We start from the raw sequence: 19,539 nt of genomic DNA on the forward strand, positions 1-19,539 counted from the left end.
CACAAGCCCGCTTCGGAACGCCGGGCACTCGTGTGAACACGCACGGGTGTCCGGCAACAGTCCTTTCGGGCGGTGTAAACCTGCGCGATGTGCCTACGGCAATCCCCGTGACGTAACCTCGGCCACGGAGCCCGCCGATCTCGGGTCCTTGATCACACCTTGGGGAAGCTCGTCAGATGACTGCCATTGCGCTGGGAATGCCGGACGTTCCGACCAAGCTCGCCGACCGCCGTGTCAGCCGCAAAATCCACGTCGGTCCGGTGGCCGTCGGCGGCGACGCCCCCGTCTCCGTGCAGTCGATGACGACGACGCGTACGGCGGACATCGGGTCGACGCTGCAGCAGATCGCGGAGCTGACCGCGTCGGGCTGCCAGATCGTGCGGGTGGCGTGTCCGACGCAGGACGATGCGGACGCGCTGCCGGTGATCGCGAAGAAGTCGGGGATCCCGGTGATCGCCGATATTCACTTCCAGCCGAAGTACGTGTTCGCGGCGATCGACGCGGGCTGTGCGGCGGTGCGGGTGAACCCCGGCAACATCAAGCAGTTCGATGACAAGGTCAAGGAGATCGCCAAGGCCGCCAACGATGCGGGGACGCCGATCCGGATCGGGGTGAACGCGGGGTCGCTGGACCGTCGGCTGCTGCAGAAGTACGGGAAGGCCACTCCCGAGGCGCTGGTGGAGTCCGCGCTGTGGGAGGCGTCCCTCTTTGAGGAGCACGGCTTCCGGGACATCAAGATCTCGGTGAAGCACAACGACCCGGTGGTGATGGTCAACGCCTACCGGCAGCTGGCGGCGCAGTGCGACTACCCGCTGCACCTGGGCGTGACCGAGGCCGGCCCGGCCTTCCAGGGCACCATCAAGTCCGCGGTGGCCTTCGGCGCGCTGCTGTCCGAGGGCATCGGCGACACGATCCGGGTGTCGCTGTCGGCGCCGCCGGCGGAGGAGATCAAGGTCGGTATCTCCATCCTGGAGTCGCTGAACCTGCGCCAGCGCCGGCTGGAGATCGTCTCCTGCCCGTCGTGCGGGCGGGCGCAGGTGGATGTGTACAAGCTGGCCGAGGAGGTCACGGCGGGCCTGGACGGCATGGAGGTGCCGCTCCGCGTGGCCGTCATGGGCTGCGTCGTCAACGGTCCGGGGGAGGCCCGCGAGGCCGACCTGGGTGTGGCTTCCGGTAACGGCAAGGGGCAGATCTTCGTGAAGGGCGAGGTCATCAAGACCGTGCCGGAGTCGAAGATCGTGGAGACCCTCATCGAGGAAGCCATGAAGATCGCTGAGCAGATGGAGAAGGACGGGGTGGCGTCGGGGGAGCCTTCGGTGGCGGTTGCGGGCTGAGTTGCGCCGAGTTCCGCGTCACCTGGCAGGGCCCCTCCCTCTCCCCACCACCCGGTGCGAGGCCCCTCCCCCACCTCCACCGCACTAAAAGCGAAACTAGCCCCCACCCACCGCCCCTCGCGCCCCCTGTGGATAACCGCGATTTCACGCCATGCGCCCCTGCCCCTCGCTCCGAGAGGGGCAGGGGCGCATCGCATGAACGCGAGGTACAGTGCCTGGACCTGCTCTCTTACGGCCCCGGCCCTGTCACGGTGAGGCAATCCGACACGTGCTGACGACCACCACGAAGGTCCTTGAGCCCGGGGAGCTCGACGATGCCCTCGCGGTCCTGGACCGCGACCCGGTCGCCAACGCCTTCGTCGCCGCCCGGGTCCAGGTCGCCGGGCTCGACCCCTGGCGGCTCGGCGGCGAGATGTGGGGCTGGTACGACAACGGCCGGCTGGAGTCGCTCTGCTACGCGGGGGCCAACCTCGTCCCCGTCTGTGCCACCCCCGAAGCCGTACGCGCCTTCGCCGAGCGCGCCCGCCGCCAGGGCCGCCGCTGCTCCTCCATCGTCGGCCCCGCGGCCCCCACGGCCGAGCTGTGGTCGCTGCTGGAGCCCGCCTGGGGCCCCGCCCGCGAGGTACGTGCCCACCAGCCGCTGATGGTCACCTCGAAGCCCGCGGCCGACATCGCCCCCGACCCGTACGTCCGTCGCATCCGCAAGGACGAGATGGACCTGATCATGCCCGCGTGCGTGGCCATGTTCACCGAGGAGGTCGGCATCTCCCCGCTGGCGGGCGACGGCGGGCTGCTCTACCAGGCCCGGGTCGCCGAACTGGTCGGCGCCGGCCGCTCCTTCGCCCGCGTCGAGGACGGCCAGGTCGTCTTCAAGGCCGAGATCGGCGCCGCCACGCTGCGCGCCTGCCAGATCCAGGGCGTCTGGGTCGCGCCCGAGTACCGCGGCAAGGGCCTCTCCGAGACCGGCATGGCGGCCGTCCTGCGGTACGCCCTCGCCGACGTCGCGCCCATCGTGAGCCTGTACGTCAACGACTTCAACACCGCGGCGCGTGCCGCGTACCGGCGCGTCGGCTTCGAAGAGGTCGGCGCGTTCATGAGCGTGCTGTTCTGACCGGGGCCGCCCGCCCGTGGCCGGTGTCCCGGGCGACCCGGCGTCTCCCGGCCGAGGTGTCCGGTCCGATCGTGTTCACCGCCCGGGCTGTGTACGCTCCCGACCATGGATGACGTCGTGGTCGGACCGCTCGACCTCGCTGCCCGCGTGGACGAGGCACTGGTCGTGCAGGCGCTCGCCTTCGGCCTGACCGACGACGAGATCGGGGTGCGCCGCCACATCGTGCTGCGTCACCTCACCACCCCCGGAGCGCGTGCCCTGGGCGCCACCACGTCCGAGGGCCGGCTGGCCGGCTTCGTGTACGGCCTGCCCAACGACCGCTCCCACTGGTGGTCCAGCGTCGTCGAGCCGTACCTGCGCAGCACCGGGCAGGACTTCTGGCTGGACGACTCCTTCGTCATCACCGAGCTGCACGTCCATCCCGCGTACCAGAAGCGCGGCATCGGCCGGGCGCTGATCACGCGCATCACCGACGAGGCGCCGTATCCGCGCAGCATCCTCTCCGCGATCGACACCGAGAGCCCGGCCCGCGCGCTGTACCGCTCGCTCGGCTACCAGGACCTCGCCCGCCGCGTGATCTTCCCGAGCGCCCCCGCGCCGTACGCCGTGATGGGCGCCCCACTGCCGCTGGCCCGTTGAGCGGGCCCTTCGCGGGGGCGTGCCGTCCGCGGCAGGCATACCGTCCGGGGCGGGCGTGCCGTCCGCGGTGGGGCCCGCTACGGGTCCCGCTACGGATCCCGCGGCGGGCCCCGCTACGTGGCGATTCGAACGCCCCCTTCCCCCTGATCAGGGGGTACCCGACTACGCTGCGTCACAATCGGCGCGATACCCATTTCCGTGGGCGAGGCCCCGCCCGATAACCTCGCCCCAGTCACCTTTCTTACGCAGGAGAATCACCATGGCCCAGGTCCAGCGCATGTCCCGATTGATGATCAAGACGCTGCGCGACGACCCGGCCGACGCCGAGACCGCCAGCCACAAGCTGCTCGTCCGCGCCGGGTACGTCCGCCGCACCTCCGCCGGCATCTGGACCTGGCTGCCGCTGGGCAAGAAGGTGCTGGAGAACGTCTCGCGCGTGGTGCGCGAGGAGATGGACGCCATCGGCGCCCAGGAGGTCCTGCTCCCCGCGCTGCTCCCCAAGGAGCCGTACGAGATCAGTGAGCGCTGGGAGGAATACGGCGACCTGCTCTTCCGCCTGAAGGACCGCAAGGGCGCCGACTACCTCCTCGGCCCCACGCACGAGGAGATCTTCACCCTCACGGTCAAGGACCAGTGCACGTCCTACAAGGACCTGCCGGTCATGCTGTACCAGATCCAGACGAAGTACCGGGACGAGGCGCGTCCCCGCTCCGGTGTGCTGCGCGGCCGCGAGTTCCAGATGAAGGACTCGTACAGCTTCGACACCTCGGACGAGGGCCTGGCGCAGTCGTACGCGCTGCACCGCGCGGCGTACCAGAAGATCTTCGCGCGCCTGGGCCTCGACTACCGCATCGTCTCGGCCGTCTCCGGCGCGATGGGCGGCTCCGCCTCCGAGGAGTTCCTGGCCCCCGCGGCGGCCGGTGAGGACACCTTCGTCGACTGCCCGCAGTGCGACTACGCGGCCAACACCGAGGCCGTGACGGTCAAGGTCGAGCCCGCGGACGCCACCGGCGTCGGTGAGCTGGAGGAGCTGGACACTCCCGACACCCCGACCATCGAGTCCCTCGCCGAGTACCTGGACGTCCCGGCCTCCGCCACGCTGAAGAACCTCCTGATCAAGGTCGACGGCGAGATCGTCGCGGTGGGCGTACCGGGCGACCGCGAGGTCGACATGGGCAAGCTCGGCGAGCACCTCGCCCCGGCCGTCGTCGAACTGGTCACCGCCGAGGACTTCACCGGCCGCGAGGACCTGGTCCGCGGCTACGTCGGCCCGCAGGGCCTGGCCGGCAAGGCCTTCCGGTACATCGCCGACCCGCGCGTCGCGCCCGGCACCTCCTGGGTCACCGGTGCCAACAAGGAGGGCAAGCACGCCCGGAACGTCGTCGTCGGCCGTGACTTCGAGGTGGACGACCACCTCGACGTGGTCGTCGTCGAGCCGGGCGACCCCTGCCCCAAGTGCGGCGCCGGGCTGGTCATCGACCGCGCCATCGAGATCGGCCACATCTTCCAGCTGGGCCGCAAGTACGCCGACGCGTTCGAGCTGGACGTGCTCGGCCAGAACGGCAAGCCGGTGCGGGTCACGATGGGCTCGTACGGCATCGGCGTCTCGCGTGCGGTGGCGGCGCTCGCCGAGCAGACCTACGACGAGTCGGGCCTGTGCTGGCCGCGCGAGATCGCTCCGGCGGACGTGCACGTCGTCGCGGCGGGCAAGGCCAAGCAGACGGAGCTGGCGCTGGAGGTCGGCGACAAGCTGGGCGCGGCGGGGCTGCGCGTGCTGGTCGACGACCGGGCCGGGGTCTCCCCGGGCGTGAAGTTCACCGACGCGGAGCTGATCGGTGTCCCGAACATCGTCGTCGCGGGCCGTCGCGCCGCCGAGGGCGTCGTCGAGGTCAAGGACCGGCGTACGGGGGAGCGCGAGGAGATGACGGTCGAGGAGGCGGTGGCGCGCCTGAGCGCGTAGTTTCCGACCTCGGTGGCGGGCCCGTGCGGTGACGTGCGGGCCCGTTGCCGTACCCCGTGCGGGGGGCTCGTGCGGTGTGTGCGGGGCCGCCGCCGTACCCCGTGTATCGCGGCCTGGCGGCCGCTCGTCCTCAAGCTCCCCCAGCTACCGCTGGGAGGTACCCCAGGACGGGCTTGATTCGGGCCGATGTGCGTCCTTGCCTGCCGGATGGTCCGGTCAGGCCGCACGAGCGACCGGCTTCACAGCCAGGTAGCGAACTCCAGCAGCAGTTCCCCGCGAGCGCGGTCGTCCCTCGTCGCGGCTCGGAGGCCCGCTTCCACCGCGCCGATGAGGGTCCAGCCGCGGAGGCGGTCGCGGTCGACGTCGAGGGAGTCGGCGAGTTTCGTGACGCGGCGGCGGGCGGCAGCCGCGGCGCCGGTGCCGGCGGCCAGGTCTTCCATGCGGTCCAGGACCAGCCCGACCAGGTCGTACGCGCGCTCCCCGAGTACGGGGCGCGGGCCCACGGCGAGCCAGGGCGTGCGGTGTCCGGCCAGCACCTTGCCCTGGCGGAACGCGCCGTGCAGGAGGACCTCTTCGGGGGCGTCGGCGGGCAGTGCGCGGCGCAGCTCCGCGGCCTCGTCGACCAGCGGGGCCGCGGACGGGACCGTCGCGCCGCGTTCCCGCAGGAGGTCCACGGCGGCGTCCGTACGGGCGGCGAGTGTCTCGAAGGGGTGGCCCTCCGTGGGCGGTACCCAGAGCCGGCGGACCGTCCCCGCCGCCTCCAGCAAAGCTTTCGCCTCGGGCAGTGAGCGCAGCGAGACGCCGCCGCGGAGGCGTTCGATGAGGAGCGCGCCGCTGTCCAGGTCGGCTCGGAGCAGCCGTGCCGCGCCCCAGCCGTCCCAGCGCGTCAGGGCCGCCGCCTCGGTCTCGGCGCCGGGCCGGCCGGGCAGCGGGAACTTCAGCGCGGCGGGCGTGCCGTCCTGCTGTGTGACGAGGACGAGGAGGCTGGCGCGGCCGCCGGGTTCGTGTACGCGCTCAAGGGTCAGCTCCCATGCCGCCAGCCGCTCCGCCACGCGGTCCGGGAGCGAGTCCAGCCAGGCGCGCGCGGGGCTCGCGGGGTCGTCGCCGATCGCGCGCACCAACCGTCTCGGCGGTTCGATGGGTGCCGTTGCCATGCTGGAGCTGTCCCTTTCTTCGGCGGTACCGGGGTGACCGGTGAGCCCGTACGGCCGCGGCGCGCTCAGAGCGCGTCGGCGGATCCGGTCGCGGTGGGCGACGGGCTGCCGGCCGAGGTCCGTTCGGCGAGCCCAGGGAAGGCTACGCCGCTGCCGCGCCAGCGCACCGCACGCACCGCTGCCTCGCGGAGCGATCCGGCCGCCGCGCGCCGCCGGGCCCCGGCGGAGGCGCGTACGAGGTCCGCGTACGCGCCGGCCACCCGGTCCTCCAGTTCGGCCGCGAGCCGGACGGCCGCCGCCGCGTCGGGCACGGGGAACGGCAGGGCGTACGCCGCGGCCGCAGCCTTCGGCCGGCCGCCGAGCGCGGTGATGCGGCGGCTCAGTTCGTCCCGGCGCGCACGGTGGGCGTCGTAGCCTTTCTGCGCATCTTCGCGCCGTCCGTCGTCGACCCGCGCCCCCACGACGCCGTACCCGTAGAGCGCGGCGTGTTCGGCGGCCAGGGCGTTCTGCAGGGCGTCCAGCTCGGCCTTCCGCTCCGGGTTCTCGTGCTTCTCCGCCGGCATCAGACGTTCTTCCCGTCCTTCTCGTCGTGGTCGTCCCGCGCTTCGAGCAGGTGGGCGTGGGCGGCGCCGGCCGCGGCGACCGAGGCGAGCAGCCGCGCGACCTCCGGCGGCGCGCTCACCAGCGCGGCCGTCCGCAGGTCGGCGGTGTGCCGCTCGGCCTCGGCCAGCGCGGCGAGGGCCTTCTTCTCCGTGCCGGGCACCTTCGGCGCGCGCTGCTGCCGCTGCGGCGTACGGGACGGCGAGGCGGTCGCGGAGGGCGTGGCCGTGGGGGAGCCGGTGGCCTCGGGGGTCTCGAACGCCGTGACGTGCCGGGCCACTTCGTCCCGCAGCGGGCGGATCCGCCGTTCCAGGCCGGGGTGCGCGGTCAGCGTCGCGTCGTACCGGGCCAGCAGCGCGCCGCTGTCCCGCGCGCCCTTGTCGAGCAGGGTGCGCCCGGCGGCGCTGTCCATGTCGTCGGACGCGGCGGGCTCCTCGGAGCAGCCCGCGAGCAGTGCCGCGCTCCCGAGCGCGGCGCCCGCCAGCAGGGCCCTTCTCCTCACGTGCGTACTCGGGTGCGTACTCGGCTGCGGCACGGTCCTCTTCCCGGGGGTCTGCGGGTGGTGATCTGGTGATCACCGCAGGCGAGCGTAACCGCGCCCGCGCACGGAATCGTCAGTACCCCGCCGGAACAGATAGGCTTTGGCCAGACACGCGACCATCCCACAACAGCACACGCGGCCGAGGAGTCACCCGGATGAGCACCACCCAGAGCGAGAGGCTGCGCGGACTGCTTGAACCGCTGGTCGCCGCGCGAGACCTGGATCTGGAAGAGATCGAGGTGACCCCCGCGGGCAAGCGGCGTGTGCTGAGGATCGTGGTGGATTCCGACGAGGGCGTCCAGCTGGACGAGTGCGCCGAGCTGAGCCGCGAGATCTCGCAGGCGCTGGACGACGCGGACGCCATGGGGGACGTCGCGTACACCCTGGAGGTCACCTCGCCCGGCGCCGACCGCCCGCTCACCGAGCAGCGGCACTACCGCCGGGCCACCGGCCGCCTGATCAAGGCCCAGTTGCACGAGGGCGGCGAGCTGGTCGCACGGATCATCGCCGTCGACGACGAGGGCCTGGACCTCGAAGTGCCGGGCGTGAAGGGGCGCAAGCCCACCGCCCGCCGGGTCGCCTTCAGCGAGATCGCCAAGGCGCGCGTGGAGATCGAGTTCAACCGCAAGACCGCGCCGGGCGCCGCCAAGGACGCGGCCCCCGCGGAAGACGACACCAACGACGAGAGCCAGGAGGAGGCGTAGCCGTGGACATCGACATGAGTGCCCTGCGGGGTTTGGTGCGGGAGAAGGAAATCTCCTTCGACCTGCTGGTGGAGGCCATCGAGTCGGCCCTCCTCATCGCCTACCACCGCACCGAGGGCAGCCGCCGTCACGCGCGCGTGGAGCTGGACCGCAACACCGGTCATGTGACCGTGTGGGCGAAGGAGGACCCGGCCGATCTGGAGGAGGGCGAGGAGCCCCGCGAGTTCGACGACACACCGTCGGGTTTCGGCCGGATCGCGGCGACCACCGCCAAGCAGGTCATCCTGCAGCGGCTGCGGGACGCCGAGGAGGAAGTGACGTTCGGTGAGTACGCCGGGCGTGAGGGTGACGTCGTCACCGGCGTGGTCCAGCAGGGCAAGGACCCCAAGAACATCCTGGTCGACATCGGCAAGCTGGAGGCCATCCTGCCGGTGCAGGAGCAGGTCCCCGGCGAGGACTACGCGCACGGCACGCGCCTGCGCTCGTACGTCGTCCGCGTCGTCAAGGGTGTCCGCGGCCCGTCGGTCACCCTCTCGCGCACCCACCCGAACCTGGTGAAGAAGCTCTTCGCGCTGGAGGTCCCGGAGATCGCGGACGGCTCGGTGGAGATCTCCGCCATCGCCCGCGAGGCCGGTCACCGCACGAAGATCGCCGTGCGTTCCACCCGCTCCGGGCTGAACGCCAAGGGTGCCTGCATCGGCCCGATGGGCGGCCGCGTCCGCAACGTCATGGCCGAGCTGAACGGCGAGAAGATCGACATCGTGGACTGGTCGGACGACCCGGCGGACCTGGTGGCGAACGCGCTGTCGCCGGCCCGGGTCTCCAAGGTCGAGGTCGTGGACCTGGCCGCGCGCTCCGCGCGGGTCACCGTCCCCGACTACCAGCTGTCACTGGCCATCGGCAAGGAAGGGCAGAATGCCCGGCTCGCCGCCCGGCTCACCGGGTGGCGGATCGACATCCGCCCGGACACCGAGGTGCCGGACCGGCAGGGCTGAGCCGTGACGCCGGCGGCGGATGCCGCCGGCGTCACGGCCGGCCACGGTCGGTTGCCGGCCATGGTCGATTGTCAGCCACGAAGGAATACGAGCGGCCGTTCGGTCCTTACCCCATAGGGGTGAGACCGCTACGGGGAGGTAGACTTAAGCAGTGTCTGGCCGGACGCATGCCCGCGCATGCCCTGAGCGATCGTGTGTGGGATGCCGGGAGCGAGCGGCCAAGGGCGATTTGCTGCGCATCGTGATGATCGATGGTGAGTGCACCCCCGATCCTCGCGGTACGCTGCCCGGCCGGGGTGCCTACGTGCACCCCACACTGGTCTGTCTCGACCTGGCGGTGCGCCGCCGGGCGTTCCCCAGGGCCTTCAGAGGCCCAGGACCGCTCGACACCGCGGCCCTGCGCCAGTACGTCGAGCAGACGACACCGTAAGACAGCACGTCGCACGGAAAACCGTGCGGTCAGGTACCTCGCGAGTCGGAAGTAGGTCGAGATTGCGATGAGCACTCGATGAGTACGCGATGAGTACGCCCATGAAGTAGCGACGGTCCGGTGGACACCCGGACCTAGAAGGAGCGAAGTGGCTAAGGTCCGGGTATACGAACTCGCCAAGGAGTTCGGAGTTGAGAGCAAGGTCGTCATGGCCAAGCTCCAAGAACTTGGTGAATTCGTCCGTTCGGCGTCCTCGACGATCGAGGCGCCGGTTGTTCGCAAGCTGACCGACGCTTTCCAGGCAGGCAACGGCAACGGCCGTGCTGCCGGCAAGCCCCAGGCGCGCAAGAGTGCGCCTGCCAAGCCGTCCGCGCCCTCCCCGGCGCAGTCGGCCCGCCCTGCTGCCCCGAAGCCGGGCGCCCCCAAGCCGGGCCCCGCGGCTCCGGCCGCCCCCGAGGCCCCGAAGGCCCCCGAGGCGCCGAAGAGCAGCAGCACCCCCTCCGCGGCGCCCGCTCCGGGCCCGCGCCCCACGCCCGGCCCGAAGCCGGCTCCCAAGCCCGCTCCGGCCGCGCCCGCGCAGCCCGAGTTCCAGGCTCCGCCGGCCGCCGCGCCGCAGGCGCCGAAGCCCGGTGCCACCCCCGGCCCGCGTCCGGGCGCCCGTCCCGGCCAGGACCGTCAGGACCGCGGCCAGGACCGTGGCCAGGGTCGCGGCGACCGCGGCCCGCGTCCCGGCGGCGACCGTCAGGGTCCGCGCCCCGGCGGCAACCGCCCCCAGGGCCCGCGTCCGGGCAACAACCCCTTCACCTCCGGCGGCTCCACGGGCATGGCCCGTCCGCAGGCTCCCCGTCCCGGCGGCGCGCCGCGCCCCGGCGGCCAGGGCGGCCCCGGCGGCCCGCGTCCGCAGGGCGCCGGCCAGGGTGGTCCCCGTCCCCAGGCGCCGGGCGGTAACCGTCCGACGCCGGGCAGCATGCCCCGTCCGCAGGGCGGCGGCGCCGGCCAGGGCGGTCCCCGTCCCGGCGGCGGCGCGCGTCCGAACCCGGGCATGATGCCGCAGCGTCCGGCGGCCGGCCCGCGTCCGGGCCCCGGCGGCCGTGGTCCCGGCGGCGGTGGCCGTCCGGGTGGCGGCGGCGGTCGTCCCGGCGGTGGCGGCGGCTTCGCCGGCCGTCCCGGTGGTGGCGGCGGTCGTCCGGGTGGCGGCGGCGGTTTCGCCGGTCGTCCCGGTGGCGGCGGTCCCGGTGGCGGCTTCGGCGGCCGTCCGGGCTTCGGCGGTCGTCCGGGTGGTCCCGGTGGCCGTGGTGGCACGCAGGGCGCCTTCGGCCGTCCCGGCGGTCCGGCGCGTCGTGGCCGTAAGTCGAAGCGGCAGCGTCGCCAGGAGTACGAGGCGATGCAGGCCCCGTCGGTGGGCGGCGTCATGCTGCCGCGCGGCAACGGTGCGACGGTTCGCCTGTCGCGCGGTGCCTCGCTGACCGACTTCGCGGAGAAGATCAACGCCAACCCGGCGTCGCTCGTCCAGGTCATGCTGAACCTGGGTGAGATGGTCACCGCGACGCAGTCCGTCTCCGACGAGACGCTCACGCTCCTCGGCGAGGAGATGAACTACGTCGTCGAGATCGTCAGCCCGGAGGAGGAGGACCGCGAGCTGCTCGAGTCCTTCGACATCGAGTTCGGCGAGAACGAGGGCGGCGAGGAGATGCTCGTCGCGCGTCCGCCGGTCGTGACCGTCATGGGTCACGTCGACCACGGTAAGACGCGACTGCTGGACGCGATCCGCAAGACGAACGTCATCGCGGGCGAGGCCGGCGGCATCACGCAGCACATCGGTGCCTACCAGGTCGCGACCGAGGTCAACGACGAAGAGCGTCGCATCACCTTCATCGACACCCCGGGTCACGAGGCGTTCACCGCCATGCGTGCCCGTGGTGCGAAGTCGACCGACATCGCGATCCTCGTGGTGGCGGCCAACGACGGCGTCATGCCGCAGACGATCGAGGCGCTGAACCACGCCAAGGCGGCCGACGTGCCGATCGTCGTCGCGGTCAACAAGATCGACGTCGAGGGTGCCGACCCGACCAAGGTGCGCGGTCAGCTGACCGAGTACGGCCTGGTGGCCGAGGAGTACGGCGGCGACACCATGTTCGTCGACATCTCCGCCCGCCAGGGCCTGCACATCGAGGAACTGCTGGAGGCCGTGGTCCTCACCGCGGACGCCTCGCTCGACCTGCGGGCCAACGCCGAGCAGGACGCGCAGGGTATTGCGATCGAGGCCCACCTCGACCGCGGCCGCGGCGCCGTGGCCACCGTGCTGGTCCAGCGCGGCACGCTGCGGGTCGGCGAGACGATGGTCGTCGGCGACGCCTACGGCCGAGTCCGCGCCATGCTCGACGACAAGGGCAACAACATCCAGGAAGCGGGTCCCTCGACCCCCGTCCTGGTGCTGGGTCTGACCAACGTGCCGGGCGCCGGCGACAACTTCCTGGTTGTCGACGAGGACCGCACCGCGCGTCAGATCGCCGAGAAGCGCGCGGCGCGCGAGCGCAACGCCGCCTTCGCCAAGCGCACCCGTCGCGTGTCCCTCGAGGACCTGGACAAGGTGCTCAAGGCCGGCGAGGTCCAGCAGCTCAACCTCATCATCAAGGGCGACGCGTCCGGTTCGGTCGAAGCCCTGGAGTCCTCGCTGCTCCAGCTCGACGTGGGCGAGGAGGTCGACATCCGCGTGCTGCACCGCGGCGTGGGTGCGGTCACCGAGTCCGACATCAACCTGGCGTCCGGCTCCGACGCGATCGTCATCGGCTTCAACGTCCGCGCCGAAGGCCGCGCGACGCAGATGGCCGAGCGCGAGGGCGTCGACGTCCGGTACTACTCGGTCATCTACCAGGCGATCGAGGAGATCGAGGCGGCCCTGAAGGGCATGCTGAAGCCGGAGTACGAGGAGGTCGAGCTCGGCACGGCGGAGATCCGCGAGGTCTTCAAGTCGTCCAAGCTGGGCAACATCGCGGGTGTTCTCATCCGGTCCGGCGAGGTCAAGCGCAACACCAAGGCGCGCCTGGTCCGCGACGGCAAGGTCATCGCGGAGAACCTCAACATCGAGGGTCTGCGCCGCTTCAAGGACGACGTCACCGAGATCCGCGAAGGCTTCGAGGGCGGTATCAACCTCGGCAACTTCAACGACATCAAGATCGACGACGTCATCGCGACGTACGAGATGCGCGAGAAGCCGCGCGTCTGATCACGCGAGCACTGCCCGCACGCGGTCCGGCCGGCCAGTACGGCGGCCGGGCGGCGAGCGGGACCGGGGCCGGTCGGCGGAGGAAATCCGTCGATCGGCCCCGGCCGTTCCGTGTACGGTTCAGTGACCGATACGCCCCCAGCTACCGCTGGGAGGTGCCCCCAACGCCCCCCGGGTGGCTCAACCCGAACCGCATGTACGTAGGGACGCTGTCCTTCGACCTCCTCCTCGGCGACGTACGGTCGCTGAAGGAGAAGCGCTCCGTCGTCCGCCCGATCGTCGCCGAGCTGCACCGCAAGTACGCGGTCAGCGTGGCGGAGGTCGGCGACCAGGACCTCTACCGCAGGGCCACGATCGGCCTGGCGGCGGTCTCCGGGGACGCGGGGCACCTCACAGACGTACTGGACCGCTGCGAGCGACTGGTCGCCGCGCGTCCCGAAGTGGAGCTGCTGTCGGTACGGCGGCAGTTCCACGGCGACCACGACGACTGACGCGGCGGCCGGCCGGGTAACCGGCCGGCTGTGCGGGCCGTCGGCGCCGCAAGCACCATGGTGGAAAGAAACTAGAAGGAGACGACCAGTGGCCGACAATGCGCGGGCGAAGAGGCTGGCGGACCTCATCCGGGAGGTGGTCGCCCAGAAGCTGCAGCGCGGTGTCAAGGACCCGCGGCTCGGTTCCCACGTGACCATCACGGACACCCGGGTCACCGGCGACCTGCGGGAGGCGACGGTCTTCTACACGGTCTACGGCGACGACGAGGACCGGGCCAGCGCCGCCGCCGGACTGGAGAGCGCCAAGGGCATCCTGCGCTCCGAGGTCGGGCGTGCCGCGGGCACCAAGTTCACGCCGACGCTGACGTTCGTGGCGGACGCCCTCCCCGAGAACGCCAGGACCATCGAGGACCTGCTGGACAAGGCGCGGGCCTCCGACGCCAAGGTCCGGGAGGCGTCCTCGGGCGCCGACTACGCCGGTGAGGCCGACCCGTACCGCAAGCCGGGCGAGGACGACGACGAGGACACCGCCGCCGAATGAAGCAGAAGGTCAACGTGCCGGACGGACTTGTCATCGTCGACAAGCCGGCCGGCTTCACCTCGCACGACGTCGTGGCGAAGATGCGCGGCATGGCCCGCACCCGCCGGATCGGGCACGCGGGCACGCTGGACCCGATGGCGACCGGCGTGCTCGTCCTGGGGGTCGAGCGCGCCACGAAGCTGCTCGGTCACCTCGCGCTGACGGAGAAGGAGTACGTCGGCACGGTCCGGCTGGGCCAGTCCACCGTCACGGACGACGCCGAGGGCGAGATCACGGAGTCGGCGGGCGCCAAGGAGCTCGGCCGGGACGCCATCCAGGAGCAGATCGACGCGCTGAGCGGCGACATCATGCAGGTGCCGTCCAAGGTCAGCGCGATCAAGATCGACGGGAAGCGGTCCTACGCCCGGGTGCGCGGCGGCGAGGACGTGGAGATACCGGCCCGCCCGGTGACCGTCTCCTCGTTCGTGCTGCACTCCGTGCACGAGACCGAGGCGGAGGACGGCACCCCCGTCACCGACCTGCTGGTCTCCGTCGAGTGCTCCTCGGGTACGTACATCCGTGCGCTCGCCCGCGACATCGGCGCCGGCCTCGGCACCGGCGGGCACCTCACGGCGCTGCGCCGCACCCGCGTCGGCCCGTACAAGCTCGACAAGGCCCGCACGCTGGAGCAGCTCCAGGAGGCCGTGGACGAGCCCGAGGGCGCGGGCCTGCCGATCATGCCGATCGGCGAGGCGGCGGCCGCGGCGTTCCCGCGCTGGGACGTCACCGTGCAGCAGGCCAAGCTGCTCGGCAACGGCGCGCGCATCCCGATGCCGGTCTTCGACACGGATGGGCCGGTCGCGGCGTTCTCGCCGGACGGAACGTTCCTCGCCCTGCTGGAGAACAAGGGCGGCAAGGCGAAGAGCCTGGCGGTCTTCGTCTGACAGCCGGACGGCGGACGCACGACGTGTCCCGTGGGCCCACGCGGCCCACGGGACATTTCTCTTTCCGGGTGCGGTTGCGGGGGGGGGCGAGGAGGGCGGCCGGTCCGCTCTGTTTCCGGGTGCGGGCTGGTCCGTTCGAGTGTCCCTTCCGCCGTATCCCTCGCGCGCCCCTCTTTCATCCCTTCGGCCGGGCGCTCGGAGCGAACCGCGGGCGTGGAGAGGGGCGCTTTCGGCGTGCGCCCTGTCCAGGACGATCACCGGCTGCCTACGGTCGAAATGACCCGGTACGCGGTGGCGGGGTCGACCGGCGACAGCGGGAGGTACGGCGATGGTGGTGCAGGCGGCCGACGCGGCGGAAGCGCTGGTGCGCATCCGCGACCTGGCGGGGCGGCCGCGTGGCACGGGCTTTGTCGCCGACCCCGACGGCACGGTGCTGACCAGCCACGAAGCCGTCGACGGCCTGGCCCGCCTGGTCCTGTACGGCGCGGACGGGCGGAGCTGCACCGTAGGCGCCGACGCCGTCGTCCCCCTCCCGGAGACCGGCCTCGCCCTCGTCCGCACCGGCGGCCTCGGCGTCCCGCCGCTGCCGGTCGCCGCGGGCCGCCCCCGGCCGGGCGCGGACGTACGGCTGTACGCGGGCCGGCATACGGAGGGGGAGCGGGGGGAGCGGTATGCCGCGGCCGACGAACTGCCGGGCCGCATCGTGGGAACCACCGCCGTGACGTACACGGCGACCGACCGCCACCACCATCTCGCGGAGGCGGTCGAACTGGCGGTGCGCGGCCCGGGCGGCGAAGCGCTGCGGCTGGGCGGGACGGCCGCGGGCGGCCCGGTGACCGACGCCGGGACCGGGGCGGTGCTGGCGGTGATGGGTACTGCGCTGCACCGGGGGGTGCGTATGGGGGCCGGGACGGGCGCCGGGACGGGGGTGCGTGCGGGCTCGGAGAGGGGCCGACCTGTAGGTGGTGGGACCGGTCCGGACGGCTTTGCGGTCCCGCTGCATGCCGCGGCCGAGGCGTTCCCGCGGGGCCCGCTCGCCGAGCTGCTGGCCCACAACGCCGCCACGGTCCCCGCGTACGGCCCCGACCTCAACCTCGCGGGCGCGCTGGCCCTCACCACGACCGCCATGGGAACGACAGGCGGCCCCGGCCCCTGGCGTGACCCGGTCGAACGCCCCGACGTGGCGGAGGAGTTCACGGCCTTCGGCGCGCACGAGGCGGGCGGCGCCCCGGCAGGCGGTTCCGGGTTGGCGCCGGCGGCACGGGTCCTCGCGCTGGTCGGCGAACCCGGTACCGGGCGCAGTACGGAGCTGGCGGCGCTCGCCGTCCGCCGCGCGCGGGCCGCCGCTCCCGCCCCGACGGTCCGGCTGCGCGGCGCCGACCTGCGCGCCACGGACCGCGGGCTGCGGGACGCCGTGGGGCGGGCGCTGCGGTCGGCGGGGCGCGTGCTCAGCGCCTCGGGACCGACCCCGGGCGATCCCGCCACGGCGACGCCCGACGAGGTGGCCGGGCTCGCGCGGGCGGCCGGACGTGCCCTCCTCGTCCTGCTGGACGGCCCGGAGGAACTGCCGCCCGGCCTCGCCCACCGGCTCGCGGACTGGACCCGCGACACGGCCGAGTGGCTGCACGGCACCGGGGCCCAGCTGATCGTCGCCTGCCGCCCCGAGTTCTGGGAGACGGCCGGAACCCTCTTCCCTGACGCCTTCCTGCACCGGCCGCGCCACCCTGCGGTGACCCCGCCCGGCGCACCGGCGGGCGCGCTCCCGTCCTGCGTACGCCTGGGCGACCTGCCGTCGCGCCAGGCCGCCCGGGCCCGTGCCCGGTACGGTCTGCCGGCCGGCGCGCTGACCGCCGCCGACGCCGGGCATCCGCTGGCCCTGCGGCTGCTGGCCGAGGTACGGACGTCCGTCGTCGCGGCCGGCGGGGACGCGAAGGCGCTGGGCACGCCCCACCGCCACGAGATCTTCGGCGCCTCCCTGGATCTGCTCTGCCTGCGCGTGGCGGAACGACTGGCGCATGCGGCGCCTGCGGAGGGGCGGACGGGTGCGCCGGGGGAGCGGGCGACGCCGGGGAAGCGGGGTACGCCGGGGAAGCGGGGTACGCCGGGGAAGCGGGGTACGCCGGGGGAGGTGCGCCGGGCGGCCGCCCGGGTCGCCGGACGGGCGCACGAGGCGGCCCGCCGCTGCCTCGGCCCCGGCCAGGGGGAACTGGACCGGGCGTCCTTCGACGAGCTCTTCCCCTGGCGCACGGGCTGGGCGTCCGCCGTGCTCGCCGAAGGGCTGCTGGTGCCCGCGGGAGCCGGCTACCGCTTCCCGCACGAGGAGTTCGCCGACTGGCTCCAGGGCGCACACCTCGACGTGGACGACACGCTGGACGCCCTCGTGCACCGGCCGGCACGCGGCCACGCCGCGCGGCTGCCCGCCACGGCCGCGCCCGGGACCGGAGCGGCACCGACGGACCCGGACACGCCCGTCGTACCGCGGCACCGCATCGGCCCGGTGGTCGAGGCCCTGCTCCTCCTCGGCCGCCGGACCGGCCCGGAAGCGCTGGGCCGCCGCCTGGAGGGACTGGTGGCGGTGGTCACGGGCGAGGGAGGGGCGAGTGCCGGGGTGGCGAGCGCCAGAGCGATGAGCGACGCCCGGTGGTGGGCGGAGCATCTGCTCGGCGAGGTCCTGCTGCGGCTGCCCGACGCGGTTCCGTACGCGCGGGTGCTGCATCTGCTCGCGGCCCGCGTGACGGACCGCTCGGCGCTGGCCGGCGGCTTCGACCGGACGGGCCTCGACGCGTTCGGCCCCTGGTTCTGGGAACGGCTGCCGCTCGACCCGGCAACCCGCCTCGACCTCGTCCGCCGCCTCCTCCCGGCGGACGGCCCACCGTCCGAATCGGCGGCGGCCGGCAGGGGAACGGGCACCGCGTCTCCCGCGTCGGCGGCGGACGGCGGGGGAGCGGGCACTGCGTCCCGCGAATCGGCGGCCGACCGCGGGGGAGCGGGCACCGCGTCTCCGGCGCCCGCGCCCACCCTGCTCTCGGTTCCTCCCGCCCAGAGGGCCCCTGACGGGCACATCACCCCCACGACGCCCGCCGAGGCCGGTGTACGCGCGTCCGGCGTACGCGTCGCCTCTGCGGAGCCGGGAGAGTCCGGCGTACCCGCCACCCCCACGACGCCCGCCGAGTCCGGTACACGCGCCGCCGCCACGGAGCCCGCCGAACCCGGCGCACCGGCCGTCCCCCGTCCGCCCCGTTTCCTCGGGCTCGCGGCGGCGCTGCTGCGAGCCGATCCCCGGCGGGCGCAGCCGCTGCTGTGCCGCTGGTTCGACGACGAGCGTCCGCTGCAGCGCGGGCGGAGCGCCGTACCGGCCGGGCCCGGCGAAGCGCAAGGGCCCGGTGGCACCCCGCCGCAGGAGCCGACCGTCGCCGCGGCCGCCCAGGCGCTGCTGCACACCCACCGCCGCCGCGCGACCGACGCCCTCACGGAGGCGCTGGCCGCCGCCGCGCACCCGCGCGCCGACGAACTCCTCACCGCCCTCGCCGAGGACGAACCCGCCGCCCTCTGCCGCGCCGTGGACCGCTGGTCCCGCGACGACCGGCCCGCGCGCCGGGCGGCCGCCGCCACGTACGCGCTCGCCGTGACCGGGCACGCCGCCGCCGAGGCGGACCGTGAACTGCTGCGCCGGGCCGCCTGCACACTGCTCGACCGGCCGGGCGACCCGGGCGTGCACGGGCGCGCACTGGCCCTGCTCGTGGCCGACCGGGCCACCCGTTCCCGGTACCTGGACCGGGCGCTGGCCCGCTTCACGGCGGGTGATCCCGCGCTGCCGCCCGCCGCCTTCGCCGCCGCCCTGACCAGCCACCCCGAACCGGTACTCGCCGCCTTCCAGACCCGCCTGCGCCGCTCGCCCACGGCCGGGTCCGGCGGCGCGGAGACCGCCGACGACGATGCCGCCCCCGACGCCGCCGAGGCCGTGCTGCGTACCCTCGCGGGCGTCTCGACCCCCGCACTCGCCCGGCGGGCCGCCGCCCTCGTCGACGAGTACGCCATCCGCTTCCCGTGGACGGCGGCCCGTCCCGTCGCGGACTTCGTGGCCGGCCGCATGGAAGCGGGGCCCGGCGCCCGTACGGTGCTGCGGCCGCTCGCCGTACGGCTGCTGACCGCGCACGCCGCCCCCGTACGGTGCGCGCTGGTGCCCGTACTGGCCGGTGCGGGCAGCACCGCCTCCCGCCCGCTCCGCCAGGAGTTGCTGGACGTCCTGCTGGAGCGCGAGCACAACGGTGCCGGCCGCGGCGGGTGCCCGGCCGCCGCGCCCGACCCCACCGTGCTGGACGCGCTGCTGTGCGCGGCCGCGCAGGGCGCCGCGCACCGCCCCGAAGCGCGCACCCGGGACCTCGTGCACCGCACCGGCATGCTGCACGTGCGGACGACCGAGGGCGCGGCCCGCTTCGACCGGCGCCTGGTCGAGCTGGGCCGCCTGCTGCCGGAGTTCGCCGCGATGGTGCGGACGTGGCTGGCCGACGCGCCCGCGGAGTGGGCCGCCGTCGTGGGCCCCAGCGCCCGCGCCATGCTCGGCCCCCGCCACCCGTCGGACCTGCCGCCGCCGCTCGCGCCCCCGTCCGCCGCACCGTCCCCGGCACAATCACCGTTGCCGTCGCCGCCCGCGGCACCGTCCCCGTTCCCGTCACCGTCGCCGCTCCCGCCACCGCCCCCGGCACCGGCCTCGGCGCCCTCCTCCGCGCGGCCTCCCAAGGGCTGCCTCATGCGCCCCGTGGCGCACGGCGCCCTTCGTACGCCTGTGCAGGGCGCCCCGCATCCGGCCTGAGCTCCCGTCCGACATCCGTCCGCACACCCGGCCCCGCCTGCGCGCATCGGCCGCTCCCCGCGCGGCCACCCGAGGTG

At 73.7% G+C, this 19,539-nt stretch carries 15 protein-coding genes; 12 read left to right on the plus strand and 3 right to left on the minus strand.

From position 1 onward, the window contains the following. The first annotated feature begins 176 nt into the window (after positions 1–176). From ispG to ABZ840_RS10550, 4 genes are all read left to right on the plus strand, one after another. On the plus strand, positions 177–1,334 hold the full coding sequence (ispG, locus tag ABZ840_RS10535; RefSeq protein WP_361556422.1) for a flavodoxin-dependent (E)-4-hydroxy-3-methylbut-2-enyl-diphosphate synthase: 1,158 nt from the start codon (positions 177–179) through the stop codon (positions 1,332–1,334). A 268-nt stretch (positions 1,335–1,602) separates the two neighbouring features. Further along, the gene (locus ABZ840_RS10540; protein ID WP_361556425.1) at positions 1,603–2,445 is read left to right on the plus strand and encodes a GNAT family N-acetyltransferase; all 843 of its coding nucleotides are present in this window, start codon (positions 1,603–1,605) and stop codon (positions 2,443–2,445) included. Positions 2,446–2,550: 105 nt separating this feature from the next. Then, positions 2,551–3,084, plus strand: coding sequence for a GNAT family N-acetyltransferase (locus ABZ840_RS10545; protein WP_361556428.1), 534 nt, complete (start codon positions 2,551–2,553; stop codon positions 3,082–3,084). 259 nt (positions 3,085–3,343) lie between these two features. Continuing rightward, positions 3,344–5,044 (plus strand): proline--tRNA ligase, encoded by a 1,701-nt coding sequence (locus ABZ840_RS10550; protein WP_361556431.1) that lies wholly within the window; start codon positions 3,344–3,346, stop codon positions 5,042–5,044. Between the two features lie 239 nt (positions 5,045–5,283). Here ABZ840_RS10550 and ABZ840_RS10555 read toward each other — a convergent pair whose 3' ends face one another. The 3 genes from ABZ840_RS10555 to ABZ840_RS10565 all read right to left on the minus strand — a co-directional run bounded on the left by ABZ840_RS10555 (position 5,284) and on the right by ABZ840_RS10565 (position 7,300). Beyond that, a complete protein-coding gene (locus ABZ840_RS10555; protein WP_361556434.1) occupies positions 5,284–6,198 on the minus strand; it encodes an aminoglycoside phosphotransferase family protein in 915 nt (304 codons plus the stop codon). Positions 6,199–6,263: 65 nt separating this feature from the next. After that, positions 6,264–6,761 (minus strand): ferritin-like domain-containing protein, encoded by a 498-nt coding sequence (locus tag ABZ840_RS10560; protein ID WP_361556437.1) that lies wholly within the window; start codon positions 6,759–6,761, stop codon positions 6,264–6,266. Next, positions 6,761–7,300: a hypothetical protein gene (locus ABZ840_RS10565; RefSeq protein ID WP_361556440.1), complete on the minus strand. Its 540-nt coding sequence runs from the start codon at positions 7,298–7,300 to the stop codon at positions 6,761–6,763. Before ABZ840_RS10565 ends, ABZ840_RS10560 begins: the two co-directional genes overlap by 1 nt. Positions 7,301–7,494: 194 nt before the next feature. On the opposite strand from ABZ840_RS10565, the gene rimP reads away from it, so the two are divergent. From rimP to ABZ840_RS10605, 8 genes are all read left to right on the plus strand, one after another. Next, positions 7,495–8,043, plus strand: a complete 549-nt coding sequence (rimP, locus tag ABZ840_RS10570) for a ribosome maturation factor RimP (protein WP_361556443.1) — start codon at positions 7,495–7,497, stop codon at positions 8,041–8,043. 2 nt (positions 8,044–8,045) lie between these two features. Next, complete coding sequence (nusA, locus tag ABZ840_RS10575) at positions 8,046–9,038, plus strand: transcription termination factor NusA (protein WP_361556446.1); 993 nt, start codon at positions 8,046–8,048, stop codon at positions 9,036–9,038. A 151-nt stretch (positions 9,039–9,189) separates the two neighbouring features. Beyond that, entirely contained in the window at positions 9,190–9,468 is a 279-nt protein-coding gene (locus ABZ840_RS10580) for a YlxR family protein (RefSeq protein ID WP_361556449.1), read from the plus strand. 148 nt (positions 9,469–9,616) lie between these two features. Next, on the plus strand, positions 9,617–12,694 hold the full coding sequence (infB, locus tag ABZ840_RS10585; RefSeq protein ID WP_361556452.1) for a translation initiation factor IF-2: 3,078 nt from the start codon (positions 9,617–9,619) through the stop codon (positions 12,692–12,694). Between the two features lie 194 nt (positions 12,695–12,888). Next, the gene (locus ABZ840_RS10590) at positions 12,889–13,185 is read left to right on the plus strand and encodes a DUF503 domain-containing protein (RefSeq protein WP_052869302.1); all 297 of its coding nucleotides are present in this window, start codon (positions 12,889–12,891) and stop codon (positions 13,183–13,185) included. 88 nt (positions 13,186–13,273) lie between these two features. Further along, positions 13,274–13,726, plus strand: a complete 453-nt coding sequence (gene rbfA / locus ABZ840_RS10595) for a 30S ribosome-binding factor RbfA (protein ID WP_052869301.1) — start codon at positions 13,274–13,276, stop codon at positions 13,724–13,726. Beyond that, the gene (gene truB / locus ABZ840_RS10600) at positions 13,723–14,649 is read left to right on the plus strand and encodes a tRNA pseudouridine(55) synthase TruB (protein WP_361556457.1); all 927 of its coding nucleotides are present in this window, start codon (positions 13,723–13,725) and stop codon (positions 14,647–14,649) included. The genes rbfA and truB overlap by 4 nt, the downstream gene beginning before the upstream one ends. Before the next feature lie 328 nt (positions 14,650–14,977). After that, a complete protein-coding gene (locus tag ABZ840_RS10605) occupies positions 14,978–19,462 on the plus strand; it encodes a hypothetical protein (RefSeq protein ID WP_361556460.1) in 4,485 nt (1,494 codons plus the stop codon). The last annotated feature ends 77 nt before the right edge of the window (positions 19,463–19,539 follow it).

The organism is Streptomyces sp. NPDC047117 (assembly GCF_040643545.1).
Taxonomy (GTDB): Bacteria; Actinomycetota; Actinomycetes; order Streptomycetales; family Streptomycetaceae; genus Streptomyces.

Bases quoted from the DNA above. Each gene is read 5' to 3' on its own strand.
- ispG (WP_361556422.1), top strand. From the start codon at position 177: ATGACTGCCATTGCGCTGGGAATGCCGGACGTTCCGACCAAGCTCGCC.
- ABZ840_RS10545 (WP_361556428.1), top strand. From the start codon at position 2,551: ATGGATGACGTCGTGGTCGGACCGCTCGACCTCGCTGCCCGCGTGGAC.
- ABZ840_RS10550 (WP_361556431.1), top strand. From the start codon at position 3,344: ATGGCCCAGGTCCAGCGCATGTCCCGATTGATGATCAAGACGCTGCGC.
- ABZ840_RS10555 (WP_361556434.1), bottom strand. From the start codon at position 6,198: ATGGCAACGGCACCCATCGAACCGCCGAGACGGTTGGTGCGCGCGATC.
- ABZ840_RS10560 (WP_361556437.1), bottom strand. From the start codon at position 6,761: ATGCCGGCGGAGAAGCACGAGAACCCGGAGCGGAAGGCCGAGCTGGAC.
- rimP (WP_361556443.1), top strand. From the start codon at position 7,495: ATGAGCACCACCCAGAGCGAGAGGCTGCGCGGACTGCTTGAACCGCTG.
- ABZ840_RS10590 (WP_052869302.1), top strand. From the start codon at position 12,889: ATGTACGTAGGGACGCTGTCCTTCGACCTCCTCCTCGGCGACGTACGG.
- truB (WP_361556457.1), top strand. From the start codon at position 13,723: ATGAAGCAGAAGGTCAACGTGCCGGACGGACTTGTCATCGTCGACAAG.
- ABZ840_RS10605 (WP_361556460.1), top strand. From the start codon at position 14,978: ATGGTGGTGCAGGCGGCCGACGCGGCGGAAGCGCTGGTGCGCATCCGC.